Raw genomic sequence first — 17,511 nt, 5'->3', positions numbered from 1 at the left:
CATTACCCAAAATTGCCTTCGTTACTCGGTGTTTCTTAGAGCGATGTTGCCAATTGTGACCACGATAGTTTATCCAAGAGAGGTTTTCGAGTTCCCTAAGAAGAGATGCTGAAACAAGTTCAGCATGACAGTTGACAAAGATGTTAAAATAAAATTACTATCCCTTTCAGCCAATAATAACTGTCACCCTGAATTTATTTCAGGGTCTCTTGCTCATTAAGTTCTACTTAAGCTTAGAATACTCGATGTATAAAGAGAAGTCTTGACATTAACACAAAATTACGGTACATCCACTTTTGTTACGTTTAGAGAAAATGACGTCATTTTATACCAATTTAATATTGTAATGTCGTACAGAAAACGAAAATTCTTTTTTGTTCTATGCGCTACTAAGACTGGTTTGCATAGCCACAACTATGGAAATTATAAGTAAGGACATAGGACGGGAAATGAATTATTTTAATGTACATTAAATTATTAATTTGGTATCAGCTTTACTTCTAAAGGATTGCTTGAATATAATGAATATGAGTTATTTTCAATTTTAAATTACAGATTGTAATCTATTATCAATTTAGTCAATTACCTTAGATCTAATAGTGCAGCGGTCTAAAGTCTTAGTGGGTAAAAATAACTTTAAAATACTTACATTCACATAAGGTAAGGCGTTCAAGGTTTTTTCTGATTTAATGGTAGATTCAAAACTTTGCGCTACACCTGCAAACGAAAGTAAAAACACTAAAAATGTTATTCGCATAAAATAGATTTTTTAGACTGTAATTTAATAAAGCTATTACATTTGCAAGGAGCTGTCATTCCGACGTAGGAGGAATCTCTTCTTTTAGAATAAAGATTCTTCACTCCGCAAGCTACGTTCTGAATGACAAAGCAAAATATTATCAACGCACTACTAAACTAGATCCTTTTTTTTATAAAGATTTTTAAAAATGAGTCAACATACAATAATAGAGAAGCACATTGTCCCTGCAATTTATGAAAAATTGAGGCTTCAAGAATACGCTTCCCAAGTTTTTGAGTTGCTCAACTCTAGAAGTGCCGTGAAAAAAGCCTTAAACAAAGAACGCATTCTTTTAAACGGAAAAATTGCCTCTACGGCAGATTGGATTCAACAAGGGCAAATATTAGAGTTATTGGAAGAGACAGTAAAACCTAAAAAAATCTTTCAGCTATCGTTTCCCGTAGTTTTTGAAGACGATTTTTTGGCAGTCATCGATAAACCTTCAGGCTATCCAACCAATGGTAATTATTTTAAAACCATAGAAAATGCACTTCCGTTTAATCTTTTCGCTTCCGCAGAAAAAGATGCATTGGCTTATCCGCTTCCGGTTCACCGATTAGATAATCCTACTAGCGGATTGTTGCTTATTGCTAAGACAAAATCCGCGCAAGCGCAATTATCATTAGCTTTTGAACGCAAAGAAATCAACAAAACTTATTTGGCCATTGTAGAAGGAAAATTCAGTAATGAAGAACAAGTGATGAAGGATGAACTGGACGGAAAAGCTTCAGAAACCATTGCGAAAGCTATTCAATTCTATCAAAAAGATGGGAATGATTTTAGTTTGGTAGAATTAAATCCGCTCACGGGAAGAACGCATCAGCTAAGAAAACACTTGTCGATGCACGGTTTTCCCATCATCGGAGATCAAACTTATGGTGCCAAATTTTTTCTTCAGAAGGCAATTCACTTAACCGCTTATAAGTTGCTATTCACGCATCCCATAACTGCTGATATTCACGCTCTGGAATCTAAACTTCCGAAACGTTTTTTAAAATTTTAAATATTTATCGTGCCAAAAATAAATTTTGCCAGAAGCTTAACAAAATTTTGGCAGCAAATCTAATGCCTTTTTAGTTACTTTTGTAAGTATAATAATAGGTCTATGCTTAAGCAGCAATTAAATTTTAAACTTTCACAAAAGTTATCTCCGCAGCAGATTCAGTTAATGAAACTGATACAACTTCCTACGCAAGCTTTTGAGCAACGTGTAAAGCAAGAATTGGAAGACAATCCCGCCTTAGATAGCGGGAAAGAGTCTACAGATGAGTATGAAGATGAGTTTAAAAATGAGGAGATGGAAAGTGATTCGGAAATTATTGAAACCGAATCTGAAATTGATGTCGATGAGTATTTAAGTGATGATGAAATCCCAAGTTATAGAACGCAAGCAAATAATTATAGCAAAGATGATGATGAAAAAACGATTCCTTATGCATCTGGTATTTCATTTTCTCAGCATTTAAAAACACAATTACAAACCTTTAGATTGGATGAAGAGGAGAAAAAAATAGCCGAATTTCTTGTGGGTAGCGTAGATGAAAGCGGCTATATACGCAGAGAAACCAGCGATATTGTAGATGATCTTGCGTTTACTCAAAATATTTACACCGACGAAGAAACAGTAGAAAAAGTTTTTAAATTGGTGCACGAGCTAGATCCTGCAGGAGTTGGAGCTCGTTCGCTGCGAGAATGTTTGTTAATTCAGTTAAAGAGAAGAGAAGCTACTCCGTTAATAGAATTATCTATTGATATCATTGAAAATGCTTTTGAGCAGTTTAGCAAGAGGCATTATCAAAAATTGATTTCTAAATTTAGTATTTCTGAAGATCAATTGAGAGCCGTAATTGAAGAAATTTCGCACCTTAATCCCAAACCCGGAGGTTCTTATTCTACCAATACTAGAATTGTAGAACACGTGGTTCCCGATTTTACTATTAAAATTAAAGATGGGGAGTTGGAATTAACCCTTAACGGAAGAAATGCACCCACGATGCATGTTTCTAGGGAATACAACAATATGCTCAAAGGTTATAAAGAATCTAAAGAAAAGAGCAAAAAGCAGAAAGATGCTGTGATGTTTATTAAACAGAAATTAGACTCTGCCAAATGGTTTATTGAAGCGATTAGACAACGCCAAGAAACCTTATTTGTAACGATGAATGCCATTATGCACCACCAATATGAATATTTTATGACTGGAGACGAGCGCGATCTCAACCCCATGATTTTAAAAGATATTGCTGAAAAAATCAATATGGATGTTTCTACGGTAAGCCGGGTAGCCAATAGCAAATATGTAGATACGCCTTATGGCACTAAATTGATTAAAGAATTTTTCTCAGAATCGATGACAAATGATCAAGGAGAAGAAGTTTCTACTTTAGAGATTAAGAAAATCTTAGAAATGACTATTGAAGATGAGGATAAGAAGAAACCATTAACCGATGATAAGTTGGCGAAAGTGTTAAAAGAAAAAGGCTATCCTATTGCTAGAAGAACTGTAGCCAAGTATAGAGAGCAATTAGATATTCCCGTAGCCAGACTTAGAAAAGAAATCTAAACAGAGTATGCGTTTCTTTCTCAAACTGGCTTCTTACATTTTCCACCCCATTTTAATGCCCTTATTGGGAAGTATATTTTACTTTTTCTTTACTCCCAGATTTTCTCCAAATTCTATTGCGCAGGCCAAGATTTTGGCAATTTCGATTCTTACCATTTTTATTCCTATCGTTTTTTTCTTTTTGTTGAAGAACTTAAAAATTATAGAAACTATTCACCTCAAGAAAGTTCACGAAAGAAAAATTCCTTTATTGTTTTTCTGTATCATCTTGCTAACGGTCAATAATTTTATCTTGAAGAGTTACGACCAAACCGAACTTTACTTTTTCTTTACATGCATTCTATACTCCAATGTATTTGCGCTGCTTCTAGCCTATTTTAAGGTAAAAGCTAGTTTGCATTTGATGGGAATTTCGGGAGTTTTTGCGTTTATTTTGATGCTTAGCTTCTTATACCAAACCAATATGATTTTTCTTATTTCGATTTTGATTTTTCTCACGGGTTGGATTGCTGCATCTAGACTTCAGCTAAAAGCACATACTGGAAAAGAATTAATCTACGGAATTTTACTAGGCCTTATTCCCTACCTAAGCTTACTGTGGTATTAAAGAATATAAAACATAATTCCTATTTTCAAAGGGTTAAGCCCTAATTCTTCTACTGAATTGTCTAGAGTTCCGTCAAAGAAAGGATTTAAACTATAATAGACGTGAAAATTAAAAGTATTGTATCCAAAGGTAAAAGTGAGTCCGTATCGAATATTATCTAAAGCATTCAAGTTTTTATCCCGAATCTTTACGTCTCCTGCAACATAATTTGCTTTGGACCAAAATACGTAGCCCAAACGCAATCCTGTATAAATCCTCCAAAACTTATAATCGGAGGCGGTAGAAGTTCTCCAACGATATTCTAAAGGCATTTCAATTAGATAGTGGGTTAACCTATTCGTATCGTAACTATCTTCTATAACACTAAAGGAGGTACTTTCTTCTTTTTCATCAATCTTAAGATTGAGTCCGTAGGAATTAATGGATAATCCTAGGCCAAGACCTATGGCTTTATTTCTTCGTTTATTAATGGGCATGTCGCGTGTAAAACCGAAATGCAGACCTCCAGAAAAACCAGATTGTTTTACTCCTTTTGGTCGATTAAGCAACAAATTAAATCCGAAACTGGCATAGAATTGGTCCTCGCGATACAAACTATCTACGGCAACAGAAGTAGTATCTATCGCCTGAATTTCTTGCGAAAAACTAGTCGCAAAAAAGAATACAGCAAAACAAACGAAGAGGACATTTTTCATAGAAGAAATATACTTAAAACAAAGATATAAAAACTAGTTGTATCTAATATAGATGTTAGACTACTTCACTTCTTCATAATAGAAGCAAGATTAGAGTTCAACCCGTTAGGTGAACCAGTAATCTTTTAATTTAAAACGTAAAACTTTTTAATTCTATTGACACTCATATAAAAAAAAAACATCCAATAAAAATTGGATGTTTTTTATTCACAAGTTCAAACTTGTTATTTCATGTTTTGAGATGCGTCACCTTTTTTGGTTGTATAATTAACTCTATACGCTTCTGCTTTTCTCAATTCATATTTAATATCTGCTACAAGTCCCATATTGGTCTTAACATCTACCTTAAGAGAAGTAGTCAATAAATTTTGTAATTCTTCTCGTTTAGATTCTCTTTCCGCTATAATGAACTCTTCGATTTCTGAAACATCGGCAAATTTATCATTTAACTGAACTCTTGCTTCTTTACCAAATTGTCTCTGGTAGCGTTCGCTAGGCTGACCTGCGTAAACGTACATTACCAAATCTTTCTTCTCTAGTTTCTCGATCTGATCTGCAAATGGCAGCTCATTCTTTACCATTAAGGTGGTATCTCTCATCGTGGTTGCCACCATAAAGAAGAATAGTAACATAAATACAATATCTGGCAATGAAGCCGTTGATATTGCTGGCAAGTCTCCGCTTTTTTTCTTTCTAAATTTAGACATAATGAATTTTTATTTGTCTTTTATTTTCTCTCTTTAGGCTCAGCTTCCGATAGGTTTAAAGGAAACATAGCTCTAATGGTCTTAATATCCTCTTCCAGCTTATCCTTACTTCCTCGGTATTCCGAATCGTTAAAATCTTGCTCCATCTTTACAAAAGATTTTCCAAACAATCGGTTAGCTTCTCTGTTTCTTAAAAAATTAAAAGCCGCAACCAATTCGTTTTGTACAGCGATATACGCGCCGTACTCTGTTTCTCTATCATTTTGTAAAGAGACAACCGCTTTTAAAGGATTATCTGAAGATGCTGGATCTTTACGCCCTTGACAGTAATTACAATCTTGTCCTCCATTATCAAGAAAATCAATTGCAGCTTGTCGTAGATCTTTTAGATTCATTCTTTCATCCTCTACCAATAATTCTTCATTACTGTTAACCAATACAATAAAGATGTTTTTCTCTTTACGCGGTGGTGGATCTTCTGGTTGGTCTTCAATTGGTGGCAATTTACTATTGATACCAGCATCGGTTTCTATAGTAGTTGTCACCAAGAAGAAGATAAGCAGTAAGAAGGCAATATCTGCCATCGAACCTGCATTTACTTCTGGTGCATTTCTCTTTGCCATATTAAAATTCTTACTTAATTAGTTTTTTAATTCCTGAAAAAATCATAGCTCCTACTGCAATTGCTGCCAGAATATAGAATGTTCTTAATCCAGTTCCAATCCATTGAGATTCAGTAGCGGTTAGCATATCTCCGTCTTTAAGCTCTGTTGCTGTTCCTTCCGAAAGGAAAAAAGCAATCGCAATTACTAAGATGAATGCTCCAACCGAAATCAAGGTGTTTTTTACATTTCCTGAAAATAAATCCTTAATTACAAATATTGCTACAAGAAGCAAGACTATAGCGAAAACTGCATAAGCAAGCATCATCATAGGCTGTATTAATGACTGTTCATCTGTCGCGAAAAGCCATATTCCCATAACTAATGCAGCTACACCAATTATTAGGGTTAGTATTTTTAAAATTTTATGTAATACCATTATTATTGTATTATAGGTTAATTACTCAATTATCTTCTTCTCTTGTAATCTACCAAGATATCTATTAAAGTAATAGAAGCGTCTTCCATATCATTTACGATACTATCGATTTTCGCGATAATGTAGTTATAGAAAACTTGAAGAATAATTGCAACAATAAGACCAAATACAGTCGTTAAAAGTGCTATTTTAATACCTCCTGCTACTAAAGAAGGCTGCATGTCTCCTGCTGCTTCAATTTTATCAAAAGCTTTAATCATCCCGATTACTGTACCCATAAACCCAAGCATTGGCGCTAAAGCAATAAAAAGAGATACCCAAGAAACATTTTTTTCTAATTGTCCCATTTGTACACCTCCGTAAGAGATTACTGCTTTTTCTGCAGCATCTATACTTTCGTCAGCTCTATCTAAACCTTGGTAATAAATAGAAGCAACAGGTCCTTTTGTATTTCTACAAACTTCCTTTGCAGCTTCAACCCCACCACTATTTAAAGCATCTTCTACATCCTGAGCTAATTTTTTAGAATTAGTAGTAGAAAGGTTTAAGTAAATAATTCTCTCAATCGCAATAGCTAAACCAAGAATTAAACATAAAAGTACAATCCCCATAAAACCGGCACCTCCTTCTATAAAACGCTTTTTAAGCTCTTGATGAAAACCTAAGCTTTCTTCTCCTTGAGCTGCTGATCCTGCCTCATCGTTATCTTGAATAATAGTCGAAATTACGGCTGGCAATGTGTTTACACTATTTGTCGCGTTTGCAGTAAGGCCCCCAAAGACCATAATTGTTGCGATTACCAGAATAGAAAATAATCTTTTCATTACTTGTTGTCTTAATTAATTATTAGTTAAAGGTTTAAATATATAAAAATTCTCGTTCATTAAAAAAAGCAGAGAGGAAGGGATTCGAACCCTCGATACGCTTGTGACGTATACACACTTTCCAGGCGTGCGCCTTCGACCGCTCGGCCACCTCTCTAAATACCGCTACGACTGCCGAAACGAGACGCCAAATAACAAAAAAAAAATAAGTCTCAAAAATAAGTGACGTTAATTTTATGCCATTTCTCCTCTTAGCGATGTTTCAAATATAGTCTTAAAGACTTTTCGAGACAAATCTTTTGGCAATAAATACATTAATTTTGCTACAGCAGCCTCTGTAGTCATATCTTTCCCCGAAATAACTCCAATCTTTTTGAGTTGCGTACTAGTTTCATAATGTCCCATAATCACACTTCCGCCAGCACATTGGGTCACATTTACAATCCTAATTTCATTTGCTATTGCGTTTTTTAATAGACAGATAAACCAATCTTCGGTACAAGCGTTTCCACTACCATAAGTTTCTAAAACAATTGCTTTTAAGTTTTTCGCAGACAATATATGAGAAAGCATTCTTTCATTAATACCAGGAAAAAGTTTAAGAACAAGAATATCATCTTCCAATTCTTGATGAACAATAAGGTTCTTTTTACGATTAGGAGCCTTCAATTTAGGTTTGTTTACCCATAAGTTTACGCCAGATTCTGCTAAGGGTGGATAATTTAAAGAAGCAAAAGCATGGAAATTCTCAGAGTTTATCTTGGTGGTACGGTTGGCTCTGTACAGTTTATACTCAAAATACAATCCTATTTCTGTAATCACACTTTTACCATTCTCTTTTAAGCCTGCTAATTGTATGGAAGTAATCAGATTTTCTTTGGCATCGGTTCTTAAATCTCCAATAGGTAACTGCGAACCCGTAAAAACAATGGGTTTGTTAAGATTTTCTAGCATAAAGCTAAGTACTGAAGCAGAATAAGACATCGTATCACTTCCGTGTAAAATGACAAATCCGTCATAGGCATCATAATTCTCCTCGATTACCGTTGCAATTTGCTTATAATATCTAGGGTTCATATTAGAAGAATCTATGGGCGCACCAAAACTAGTCGTATCTATAGTATGTTCTAAAAGCTTCAATTCTGGAATATTTTGCAATAACTCATCAAAATTAAAGGCTACCAAAGCGCCCGTTTCAAAATCTTTAATCATCCCAATGGTACCACCGGTATAAATCAATAAAATATTCGAATTATTTTCTGGCATTATTTATAGAGTTTAAAAACGTCTAAGGCATTTTTTGACGTGATTCTTGCAATTTCTTCCAGCGGCAAGTTATAAATTTCTGCTAGTTTTTTGGCCACATAGACCACATAACTGCTTTCATTTCGCTTTCCGCGGAAGGGTTTTGGGGATAAATAAGGAGCATCAGTTTCTAAAACGATATGCCTAAGGTCTATATTTTCTAAAAACTGATCTATTTTTCCGTTTTTAAAGGTCACCACACCCCCAATTCCTAGCTTCATATTATAAGATAAAGCTTGTTGTGCTTGTGCTTCAGTTCCTGTAAAGCAATGAAAAATTCCGTAAAGCTTGTCGTCTTTTTCTTCCTCTAAAACTTCAAAAACCTCATCAAAAGCGTTTCTACAATGAATCACAATAGGCAACTCTTTACTTTTTGCCAACTTAATTTGCTCCTTAAAAGCTTCTTGCTGAATTCCTAAAGTAGATTTATCCCAATACAAATCGATTCCTATTTCCCCTACCGCACAAAAATCTCTTTCTGCAAATTGATCTTTAACGTGTTGTAATTCTTCTTTATAATTCTCCTTAACGGAAGTAGGATGAAGTCCCATCATTACATGCATTTCTTTAGGAAACTGGTTTTCCAAATCGTACATCGCCTGCGTGGTTTCACTATCTATAGCGGGCAAAAAGAATTGTTGTACTCCTTTTTCTAGAGCGCGCTGCACCATTTCCTGCCTGTCTTCCGCGAAAGCGTCACTATATAAATGGGTATGGGTATCTATCAACTTCATAAATTATTAATTTTTAAGCGAAACATAATTTGCAAAACTAATTGATTTTCTTCGGCTATCTTTGCCAAAAAAAGAAGAATGTCAACGTTACGAAAATTATTGAAAGAAAAAGGCTATATCCGAATCCCATTAAAGACTACCGCCACCAATCATTTAGAGGTAAAAGCAGCAATTAATGGAGTGGAAGGAAATTTTATTCTAGATACTGGTGCGTCAAGTTCTTGCGTAGGAATCAATACCGCTGAATATTTTAAGCTTTTCGCCGAAGATAGCGATATTAAAGCTGCTGGAGCCGGAGCTACCGATATGCTGACACAAGTTTCTTTAAAAAATACATTGCAAATAGAAAGCTGGGAAAAGAAGAAAGTAAGCTTGGTTTTATTCGATTTAAGCCACGTGAATCAAGCCTTAGAAAATCATAACGCCGACCAAGTGCACGGAATTATTGGTGCGGACATGCTAGAAAAAGGAAAAGCCGTAATCGATTATAAAAGTAAATGTTTGTATTTGAGGTAAGAAGCTTCGTTAGAAGCTAGAGGTTAGATGTTAGACCGCTTCGCTATTAGATATTAGATTAAAAACTATAGGCTAGACCTGCCCTTACCGAAGCGATACGTTCGGGCGGGGCCCCGATATTAGACTTAATACCGAGCATTTAATATTTAACACCCAATCCCATTTAACCGCGTAAATTCGTTATTCAAGTTCATTAGTTGGTGAACATTAAACCTTATAGAAACGAAAAAGCCGCTTTCAAATTAATGGAAGCGGCTTTTTTATAAAATTATAGTTTGCTTAAAGCTCTAGAGCTTTCTTTACTTTATTATCCATCAATAATTCTTCTGGACTTTCTAAAGCTTCTTTAATCGCTACCAAGAAACCAACAGATTCTTTTCCATCGATGATTCTATGGTCATAAGAAAGTGCTAAATACATCATAGGACGTATTTCTACTTTTCCATCTATTGCCACAGGACGCTCAATAATATTGTGCATTCCTAAAATTGCACTCTGTGGAGGGTTGATAATTGGTGTAGATAGCATAGATCCAAAAACACCTCCATTAGAAATAGTAAAAGTACCACCTGTCATTTCATCTACAGTTAGTTTTCCATCTCTAGCTTTAATTGCCAAGCGTTTTACTTCGCTTTCTACTCCTCTAAAAGTAAGGTTCTCTGCATTTCTCATTACGGGAACCATTAATCCTTTAGGACCAGAAACCGCAATACTAATGTCTTTAAAATCGTAAGATATCATTTCTTTCCCGTCGATCATACTATTTACGGCAGGATACATATCTAATGCTCTCACTACAGCCATCGTAAAGAAAGACATAAACCCAAGGCTCACTCCGTGCTTTTCTTTAAAGCTCTCTTTATATTCTTTTCTTAAATTGAAAATCGCAGACATATCGGCCTCGTTAAAGGTTGTTAACATTGCGGTTTCATTTTTAGCACTCACCAAACGCTCTGCTACTTTACGACGCAACATAGACATTCTAGATCTAGACTCTCCTCTGCTTCCGTTACCTGGAGTTCCCATTGAAGGATTCGCATTTACGGCATCTTCTTTGGTTACTCTTCCGTTTTTACCTGAACCTTCCACATCTTTTGCGTCCATTTCTTTTTCAGATAAAATCTTTTTAGCTGCTGGAGAAGGTGTTCCGCTAGCGTAATTTTTATCGTCTTGTTTTTGATCTGGAGTAGAAGGTTTAGAAGGCGTTTGTTTTAAAGCATCCCCTTTTGCATTGGTATCTTTATTTTTATCGTCTTGCTTATCTAAATCTTTGGCAGCATTACCGCCGCCGCCTTCGTCTCCTGAAGATGTATCATCTTTCTTCATTTCTTCAGAATCCTCATCAGTATCTTTTTTATCCTCATCCGAAGAATCGCTTCCTGGTTTTTTAGCATCGGTATCAATTAAACATACCACTTCCCCAACCTGTACTGCATCTCCTACTTCTGCTTTAAAAGTAATGATACCACTCGCTTCTGCAGGTAATTCTAAGGTTGCCTTATCACTATCTACTTCTGCTACTGCTTGGTCTTTTTCTACATAATCGCCATCTTCTACTAACCATTCTGCAATTTCAACTTCTGTAATCGACTCTCCCGGTGAAGGGACTTTCATTTCTAAAGCCATAATTTCTATTTATTTCGGAATCGTATTTTTAAAATTAATCATTTATTGTTTTATCAAAAACACTCTCGATAACTCTTTCGTGTCTTCTTTTAAATCTTGCCGAGCTTCCTGCTGCTGGTGCGCCATAGAATTTTCTACTACAAATTCTAAACTTACGCGCATCGTCTAAGTGCAACAGTAAGTGACTCCAAGCTCCCATATTTCTTGGTTCTTCTTGCGCCCAAACTAGATCGTCTGCATTTTCGTATTTATTGATAATCTCTTTGATTCTAGCAGATGGCAATGGGAACAATTGCTCCAACCTTACCAAAGCTATATCGTCTCGCTCTAATTCTTCTCTTTTAGCCAATAAATCGTAATAAAATTTACCCATACAGAAAACTAAAGTTTTTACATTTTCTGGGTTGATGTCTTTATCATCTATTAAAGTTTGGAAAGATCCCGTAGCTAGCTCTTCTTTGGTAGAGGTCACTTTGGAATGTCTTAATAAACTTTTTGGTGTAAAAACAATTAAAGGCTTTCTAAATGCCGTCTTGATTTGTCTTCTTAACAAGTGATAGAAGTTAGCCGGGGTAGTACAATTAGCAACGTACATATTATTCTTAGCACAAAGCTGTAAATATCTTTCCATTCTTGCGGAAGAGTGTTCTGCACCCTGGCCTTCATATCCGTGGGGAAGCAACATCACCAATCCGTTTTGTAATTTCCACTTATCTTCTGCGGCAGAAATATACTGGTCTATAATAATTTGTGCGCCGTTACTGAAATCTCCAAATTGAGCTTCCCATATCGATAACACATTAGGATCTGCCATGGCATATCCATAATCAAAACCAACTACCCCATACTCTGAAAGTAAAGAGTTATAGATATAAAAGTGACCTTGATCCTCTGAAATATGATTGTGCAAGTTCACCTCTTCCTCGCTTTCTTCTACTTTTAAGACCGCGTGTCTATGAGAAAAAGTTCCTCTTTCTACATCTTGTCCTGTCATTCTTACGTCATGGCCCTCTTCTAATAAGGTGCCATAAGCAAGAAGTTCTCCCATCGCCCAGTCTAAGCTATCTTTCTCGAAATACATTTCACTTCTCGCATTAATTAGCTTAGTTACTTTTCGTAAGAATTTTTTGTCTCCTGGAAGCGTGGTAATTTTTTTCGCGATGGCATCCAACTTATCTTGATCGTAAGTAGTATCTACGGTCTCCATCATATCCGCTTCTGAGCCGTAAGAAAAACCTTCCCACTCCTCTTGCATAATTGGAGTAATAACGGTTGTTTCTTCTTTTCTAGATATTTCTAAATCTCGCTCTAACTGATCTTTATATTCTTTTTCAATCTTTTTGACATAACCTTCTTCGATAATGCCTTGCTTTATTAACTCTTTAGCGTAGATATCTCTAGGATTATCATGTTTAGAAATTGCTTTATATAATTTTGGTTGTGTAAATCTTGGTTCATCTCCCTCATTATGACCATATTTTCTATAACCTAAAAGGTCGATAAAAACATCCTTACCAAACTCCATTCTATAGTCTAACGCAAACAACATGGCGTGAACTACCGCTTCTGCATCATCTGCATTTACGTGAAGCACAGGAGAAAGAGTTACTTTGGCTACATCTGTACAATAGGTAGAAGAACGCGCATCCAAATAGTTAGTGGTAAAACCAATCTGGTTATTGATCACTATATGAATACTTCCTTGCGTTTTATACCCATCTAACTGAGCCATTTGCACGGTTTCGTAAACTACTCCTTGGGCAGCAATAGCGGCATCTCCATGAACAATAATTGGCAACACACTTTTTGGGTTGTCTAAATAATGCCTGTCTTGTTTAGATCTTGCGATACCTTGTACTACGGGTGCCACGGTTTCTAAGTGAGATGGATTGGGAGCTATATTCAATAAAATCCCCTTTCCGCTGTCTGTTCTTCGGCAAGAAGTCCAACCTAGGTGGTACTTTACATCGCCGTCAAATACTTGTTGTTCGTAATCTTTACCATCAAATTCACCAAAAATATCCTTAGGATTTTTTCCGAAAATATTCGCCAATGTACTTAAACGGCCTCTATGAGCCATACCCATCACAAACTCCTTTACTCCTTTTTCGGCTGCGCTTTCAATTAAAGCATCAATACCAGAAATAAAGCTCTCTCCACCTTCTAGAGAGAATCTCTTCTGACCAACAAATTTGGTGTGCAAAAAGGTCTCAAACGAAACTGCTTCGTTCAGCTTTTTAAGAATTTGTATTTTCTCCTCCTTAGAGAATTTAGGATGGTTTTCATTTATATTAAGCCGCTCTTGAATCCATTTGATTTCTTTAGGGCTCTTAAGGTACATATATTCTATCCCTATAGAATGACAATAAATTCTATCTAAATGATGTATAATCTCTTTTAGGGTAGTTTTTCCTAATTTTAATATCTCTCCAGCTGAAAATTTAGTTTCTAAATCTTCTTTTGACAATCCAAAATTTTCGATTGCCAAAGTAGGCTCGTATTTTCTACGTTCCCGTACTGGATTTGTTTTTGTAAACAAATGTCCTCTAGCTCTATATGCATCAATAAGTTGAACCACCCTAAATTCATTAAAAACGCTTTCAGGAATGTCTACTGCTTGATGGGAAGAGGTGTTGTTTGGTTGGGGCGTTACTTCAGATTCTTCGCCATAAGACGATTTACCAAAGTCAAAGCCTTGAAAAAAAGCTCTCCAGCTAGGCTCTACACTATCGGGGAATTGCAGGTATTGATCGTATAACTCTGCAAAATATGCGGTATTGGCCGCATTTAGAAATGAAAATTGATCCATAAGTGGAATATACTGTTGTGTTTTAAAAACAATTCAAAAATACAATTTTTACTATATATAGCGCGTCTCAAATTATAAAATTCTTTTATAATTGATAAGTTTTTACTGTCGGGAAGCTTTTACCTATTTCATCTCGCTTAAACCGACCTTGTCATCAATAATTCTCCAAATTCTTTAAAAGGTTTTTTCTTCGCTTCAGAAATATCCATATCTTCTAGCACCTTAAATGCTTTTTGAGTGTACTTTTCTATTTCCGCTTTAGCTAAGTGAGCTGCGCCGCTATCTATAAAGAGTTGTTTTACTGTTTCTATCTTTTCCTGCGGATTTAAGGGAGAAATTGAATATAAATGCTCTAATTGTTTGGCTTCTGCACGAGAACTCTCTTCCAAAGTTTTTAAATAAAGAAAGGTTTTTTTGTTTTCAATGATATCACCGCCAATCTGCTTTCCAAAGGTTTCGGGATCCCCAAAAGCATCTAAGTAATCGTCTTGCAGCTGAAAAGCAATCCCTAATAAACATCCATATGCATTAATTTGCTGCGTACAGGTTTCGTTTGCATTGGCCACAATCGCTCCCATTTCTAGAGCCGCTCCAACCAATACCGCAGTTTTATATTTAATCATATGAAGATATTCTGTTAAGCTAACATCATCACGTGTTTCAAAATCTATATCATACTGCTGACCTTCGCATACTTCTACAGCGGTTTTACTAAATAATTTGGCCAATTTTTTAAATTGATCGCCTTCGTAATTTTCAAAAAGCTGGTAGGCATTAATCAACATCGCATCGCCAGAAAGTATACCTGTATTGATGTCCCATTTTTCATGCACCGTTTTTTTACCTCTACGTAAAGGCGCATCGTCCATAATATCATCATGTACCAAAGAAAAATTGTGAAAAATTTCTATCGCCAAAGCAGCATACAATGCTTTATGAGAAGTGGAGCCAAAAGCCTCTGCAGACATCATTACCAAAATAGGACGCAATCTTTTACCTCCCAACTTAAGGATGTAATGCATGGGTTCGTATAAATTCTTAGGTTCTTTATGGGTTAATTTGCTTTCTAAATAGGTTAAAAACTCCTTTCTATACAGGCTGATATCTTTCATGCTTTTGGTGAAATTTTTCGGCTAAAATAGCATAATTCAACCTATTTATAGTCGGGTTTAACTTACTTTTTGTGCTTGTCAATCTTCTCTAGCACAAACTAATTTATTTCCTAGGTTAATTCAGAAAATAAAAGAATCATAAAGTTAGCACAAAAACTAAGGAAACTTTACAAGTATTAAAAGTTTCTGTTATACTTTTGCGCCGGTTATGAAAGAAAAGATTCTACATAAGGCTACTGAAATGTTTTTAGACCATGGTTTTAAAAGCATTACGATGGATGATATTGCCGAAAATTTAGGCATATCTAAGAAAACCATCTACGCGCATTATAAGACAAAATTTAAGTTGGTAGAGGCTTGCTCTATAGGATTATACCATAGTATAACCGATGGAATTGACGAAATTATCGCAGAAAATCTTAATCCCATCAATGAGATTTTATGCATTCATCAATACATTTTAAAACGTTTACGCGAAGAGAAATCTTCTCCCCAGTACCAATTAAAAAAATACTATCCCAACATCGATAAAAATTTACGTCTTAATAAGATGGTTCGCATGAAAGAATATGTGGTAGACAATCTTAGCAGAGGCATAGAAGAAGGCCTGTATAGAGAAGACATTCACGTAGATATTGTGTATCGTTTTTATTATATGATGCTGGAAGGCATTAAAAACAGTGAATATTTCCCCGAAGAAAGTTATCCCACCTCCTTTTTAGTCAAGCATTTTTTAGATTATCACATACGCGGAATTGTTTCTGCAAAGGGACAAATCATTTTAGAAGAACTAGCAAAAAATCCAATTCATGAAAATTAAACTCACCTGTTTATTACTTCTCGTTTCCTTTTCTCTCTTGGCTCAAGAAGAACAAAAGGAATACCGTCTTAGCTTAGACGAAGCTATAGAACGTGCTTTAGACAGTAGTTATAACGCGATTAATGCACGAAGAGATATTGAAATTGCCTTAAAGAAAAAGTGGGAAACTACGGCAGATGGTCTTCCGCAAATTGATGCCAATGTAGATTATCAAAATAGCTTAAAGCTTCCCGTGCAATTATTGCCTGCAGAAATTACTGGTGGACCTCCAGGAACCTTTCTTCCGGTTCAATTTGGAACTAAACAAAGCTTAAGTGCCACTGCAACTGCTACACAGCTTATTTTTGACGGTTCGTATCTGGTTGCGATAAGAGCTTCTCGCACATTTTTAGATTACACCAACACCAATGTAGAAAAAACAGCTTTAGAGATTAGAAAAAGTGTGATTGATGCCTACGGAAATGTACTTCTTGCGTATGAACTCGTAGATATCTTAGAAAGCAATCAAACTACGCTTCAGAAAAACTATGACGAAACCAAGAAAATTTTCGAAAATGGTTTGCAAGAAGAAGAAGCGGTAGAGCAATTACAAATTACGTTATTGCAAATCACCAATCAACTGAATAACGCCAAAAGATTAGTGGTCATTACAGAAGACATGCTTAACCTAAGCTTGGGGATTCCTTTAAAAGACGAAATCATCTTAACCGATGATTTGGACAACCTAGCGGAAGAAAATATTAGTCTTGAATTAATGAATGCAGATGCAAACATCGAGGATAATGTAGATTATCGCCTCGCTCAAAACTTCATTGAGCAAAAAGAGCACGAGTACAACTTAGAGCGCGCCAAAGCTTTACCTAGCCTTAGTACGTTTATAAATTATGGAACTACGGGAAATAGTGAAACCTTTAGCTTTTTGAAGAAAGAACAAGAGTGGTATCAATCGTCCATTTGGGGCGTAAGTCTTAATATTCCTATTTTTAGCTCTCTTAAAAGAAGTGCCAGAAGTGCGCAAGCTAGAATTGCTTTAGCGCAAGCCGAAACCCAATTTGAACAATCTAAGGAACAAATACGTTTACAGATTGATAAAGCAAAGAACGATTATCAATTTGCGATTGAAAACTACCGTACGGCGAAACAAAATCTAAAATTGGCAGAACGCATCGAAAATAAAAATCAGATTAAATTTTCTGAAGGCCTTGCGACAAGTTTTGAACTGCGTCAAGCCCAAACTCAATTATACCAAACCCAACAAGAGTTTTTAGAATCTATGCTAGAAGTATTAAATTCTAAAGCAGAACTAGAAACGGTTTTAAATACACCTAACATAATCATCAGCAATCCATAATC

General features: G+C 35.6%; 17 protein-coding genes and 1 tRNA gene. 6 read left to right on the top strand and 12 right to left on the bottom strand.

All coding sequences use genetic code 11. The features are described 5' to 3' along the window. Positions 1-574: 574 nt before the first annotated feature. Positions 575-757 (bottom strand): hypothetical protein, encoded by a 183-nt coding sequence (locus RLT85_RS08025; RefSeq protein ID WP_311401510.1) that lies wholly within the window; start codon positions 755-757, stop codon positions 575-577. Between the two features lie 190 nt (positions 758-947). Between RLT85_RS08025 and RLT85_RS08020 the strand changes: the two genes are divergently transcribed. From RLT85_RS08020 to RLT85_RS08010, 3 genes are all read left to right on the top strand, one after another. Next, the gene (locus tag RLT85_RS08020; RefSeq protein ID WP_311401509.1) at positions 948-1,802 is read left to right on the top strand and encodes an RluA family pseudouridine synthase; all 855 of its coding nucleotides are present in this window, start codon (positions 948-950) and stop codon (positions 1,800-1,802) included. Between the two features lie 102 nt (positions 1,803-1,904). Further along, positions 1,905-3,362, top strand: a complete 1,458-nt coding sequence (gene rpoN, locus RLT85_RS08015; protein ID WP_311401508.1) for an RNA polymerase factor sigma-54 — start codon at positions 1,905-1,907, stop codon at positions 3,360-3,362. Positions 3,363-3,369: 7 nt separating this feature from the next. After that, a complete protein-coding gene (locus tag RLT85_RS08010) occupies positions 3,370-3,969 on the top strand; it encodes a hypothetical protein (protein ID WP_311401507.1) in 600 nt (199 codons plus the stop codon). Here RLT85_RS08010 and RLT85_RS08005 read toward each other — a convergent pair. From RLT85_RS08005 to RLT85_RS07970, 8 genes are all read right to left on the bottom strand, one after another. Then, entirely contained in the window at positions 3,966-4,664 is a 699-nt protein-coding gene (locus tag RLT85_RS08005) for a porin family protein (protein ID WP_311401506.1), read from the bottom strand. The genes RLT85_RS08010 and RLT85_RS08005 overlap by 4 nt on opposite strands. Before the next feature lie 224 nt (positions 4,665-4,888). Further along, entirely contained in the window at positions 4,889-5,371 is a 483-nt protein-coding gene (locus RLT85_RS08000; protein WP_311401505.1) for an ExbD/TolR family protein, read from the bottom strand. Positions 5,372-5,391: 20 nt separating this feature from the next. Next, positions 5,392-5,994 (bottom strand): ExbD/TolR family protein, encoded by a 603-nt coding sequence (locus RLT85_RS07995; RefSeq protein ID WP_311401504.1) that lies wholly within the window; start codon positions 5,992-5,994, stop codon positions 5,392-5,394. 10 nt (positions 5,995-6,004) lie between these two features. After that, positions 6,005-6,412 carry a hypothetical protein gene (locus RLT85_RS07990; protein WP_311401503.1) on the bottom strand — a complete coding sequence of 136 codons (408 nt, stop codon included), beginning with the start codon at positions 6,410-6,412 and terminating at the stop codon, positions 6,005-6,007. A gap of 29 nt (positions 6,413-6,441) precedes the next feature. Continuing rightward, on the bottom strand, positions 6,442-7,236 hold the full coding sequence (locus RLT85_RS07985) for a MotA/TolQ/ExbB proton channel family protein (protein WP_311401502.1): 795 nt from the start codon (positions 7,234-7,236) through the stop codon (positions 6,442-6,444). 69 nt (positions 7,237-7,305) lie between these two features. After that, positions 7,306-7,393, bottom strand: a tRNA-Ser gene (locus tag RLT85_RS07980). Positions 7,394-7,470: 77 nt separating this feature from the next. Then, positions 7,471-8,502, bottom strand: a complete 1,032-nt coding sequence (locus RLT85_RS07975; RefSeq protein ID WP_311401501.1) for an asparaginase — start codon at positions 8,500-8,502, stop codon at positions 7,471-7,473. Next, positions 8,502-9,275, bottom strand: a complete 774-nt coding sequence (locus RLT85_RS07970) for a TatD family hydrolase (protein ID WP_311401500.1) — start codon at positions 9,273-9,275, stop codon at positions 8,502-8,504. Before RLT85_RS07970 ends, RLT85_RS07975 begins: the two co-directional genes overlap by 1 nt. 78 nt (positions 9,276-9,353) lie before the next feature. Between RLT85_RS07970 and RLT85_RS07965 the strand changes: the two genes are divergently transcribed. Beyond that, positions 9,354-9,791, top strand: coding sequence for a retropepsin-like aspartic protease family protein (locus RLT85_RS07965; RefSeq protein WP_311401499.1), 438 nt, complete (start codon positions 9,354-9,356; stop codon positions 9,789-9,791). 279 nt (positions 9,792-10,070) lie between these two features. Here RLT85_RS07965 and odhB read toward each other — a convergent pair whose 3' ends face one another. The 3 genes from odhB to RLT85_RS07950 form a co-directional block, all read right to left on the bottom strand. After that, positions 10,071-11,417, bottom strand: coding sequence for a 2-oxoglutarate dehydrogenase complex dihydrolipoyllysine-residue succinyltransferase (gene odhB / locus RLT85_RS07960; RefSeq protein WP_311401498.1), 1,347 nt, complete (start codon positions 11,415-11,417; stop codon positions 10,071-10,073). Positions 11,418-11,451: 34 nt separating this feature from the next. Further along, positions 11,452-14,226, bottom strand: a complete 2,775-nt coding sequence (locus tag RLT85_RS07955) for a 2-oxoglutarate dehydrogenase E1 component (protein WP_311401497.1) — start codon at positions 14,224-14,226, stop codon at positions 11,452-11,454. Positions 14,227-14,363: 137 nt separating this feature from the next. Then, positions 14,364-15,338 (bottom strand): polyprenyl synthetase family protein, encoded by a 975-nt coding sequence (locus tag RLT85_RS07950; protein WP_311401496.1) that lies wholly within the window; start codon positions 15,336-15,338, stop codon positions 14,364-14,366. 208 nt (positions 15,339-15,546) lie between these two features. Here RLT85_RS07950 and RLT85_RS07945 point away from each other — a divergent pair, with 208 nt between their 5' ends. Both RLT85_RS07945 and RLT85_RS07940 read left to right on the top strand, forming a co-directional pair. Next, positions 15,547-16,158 carry a TetR/AcrR family transcriptional regulator gene (locus RLT85_RS07945; protein WP_311401495.1) on the top strand — a complete coding sequence of 204 codons (612 nt, stop codon included), beginning with the start codon at positions 15,547-15,549 and terminating at the stop codon, positions 16,156-16,158. Next, on the top strand, positions 16,148-17,509 hold the full coding sequence (locus RLT85_RS07940) for a TolC family protein (protein WP_311401494.1): 1,362 nt from the start codon (positions 16,148-16,150) through the stop codon (positions 17,507-17,509). Before RLT85_RS07945 ends, RLT85_RS07940 begins: the two co-directional genes overlap by 11 nt. Positions 17,510-17,511: the final 2 nt, after the last annotated feature.

Source organism: Mesonia ostreae (assembly GCF_031845265.1).
Taxonomy (GTDB): domain Bacteria; phylum Bacteroidota; class Bacteroidia; order Flavobacteriales; family Flavobacteriaceae; genus Mesonia; species Mesonia ostreae.
This window is presented reverse-complemented; position numbering and strand designations above follow the sequence as displayed.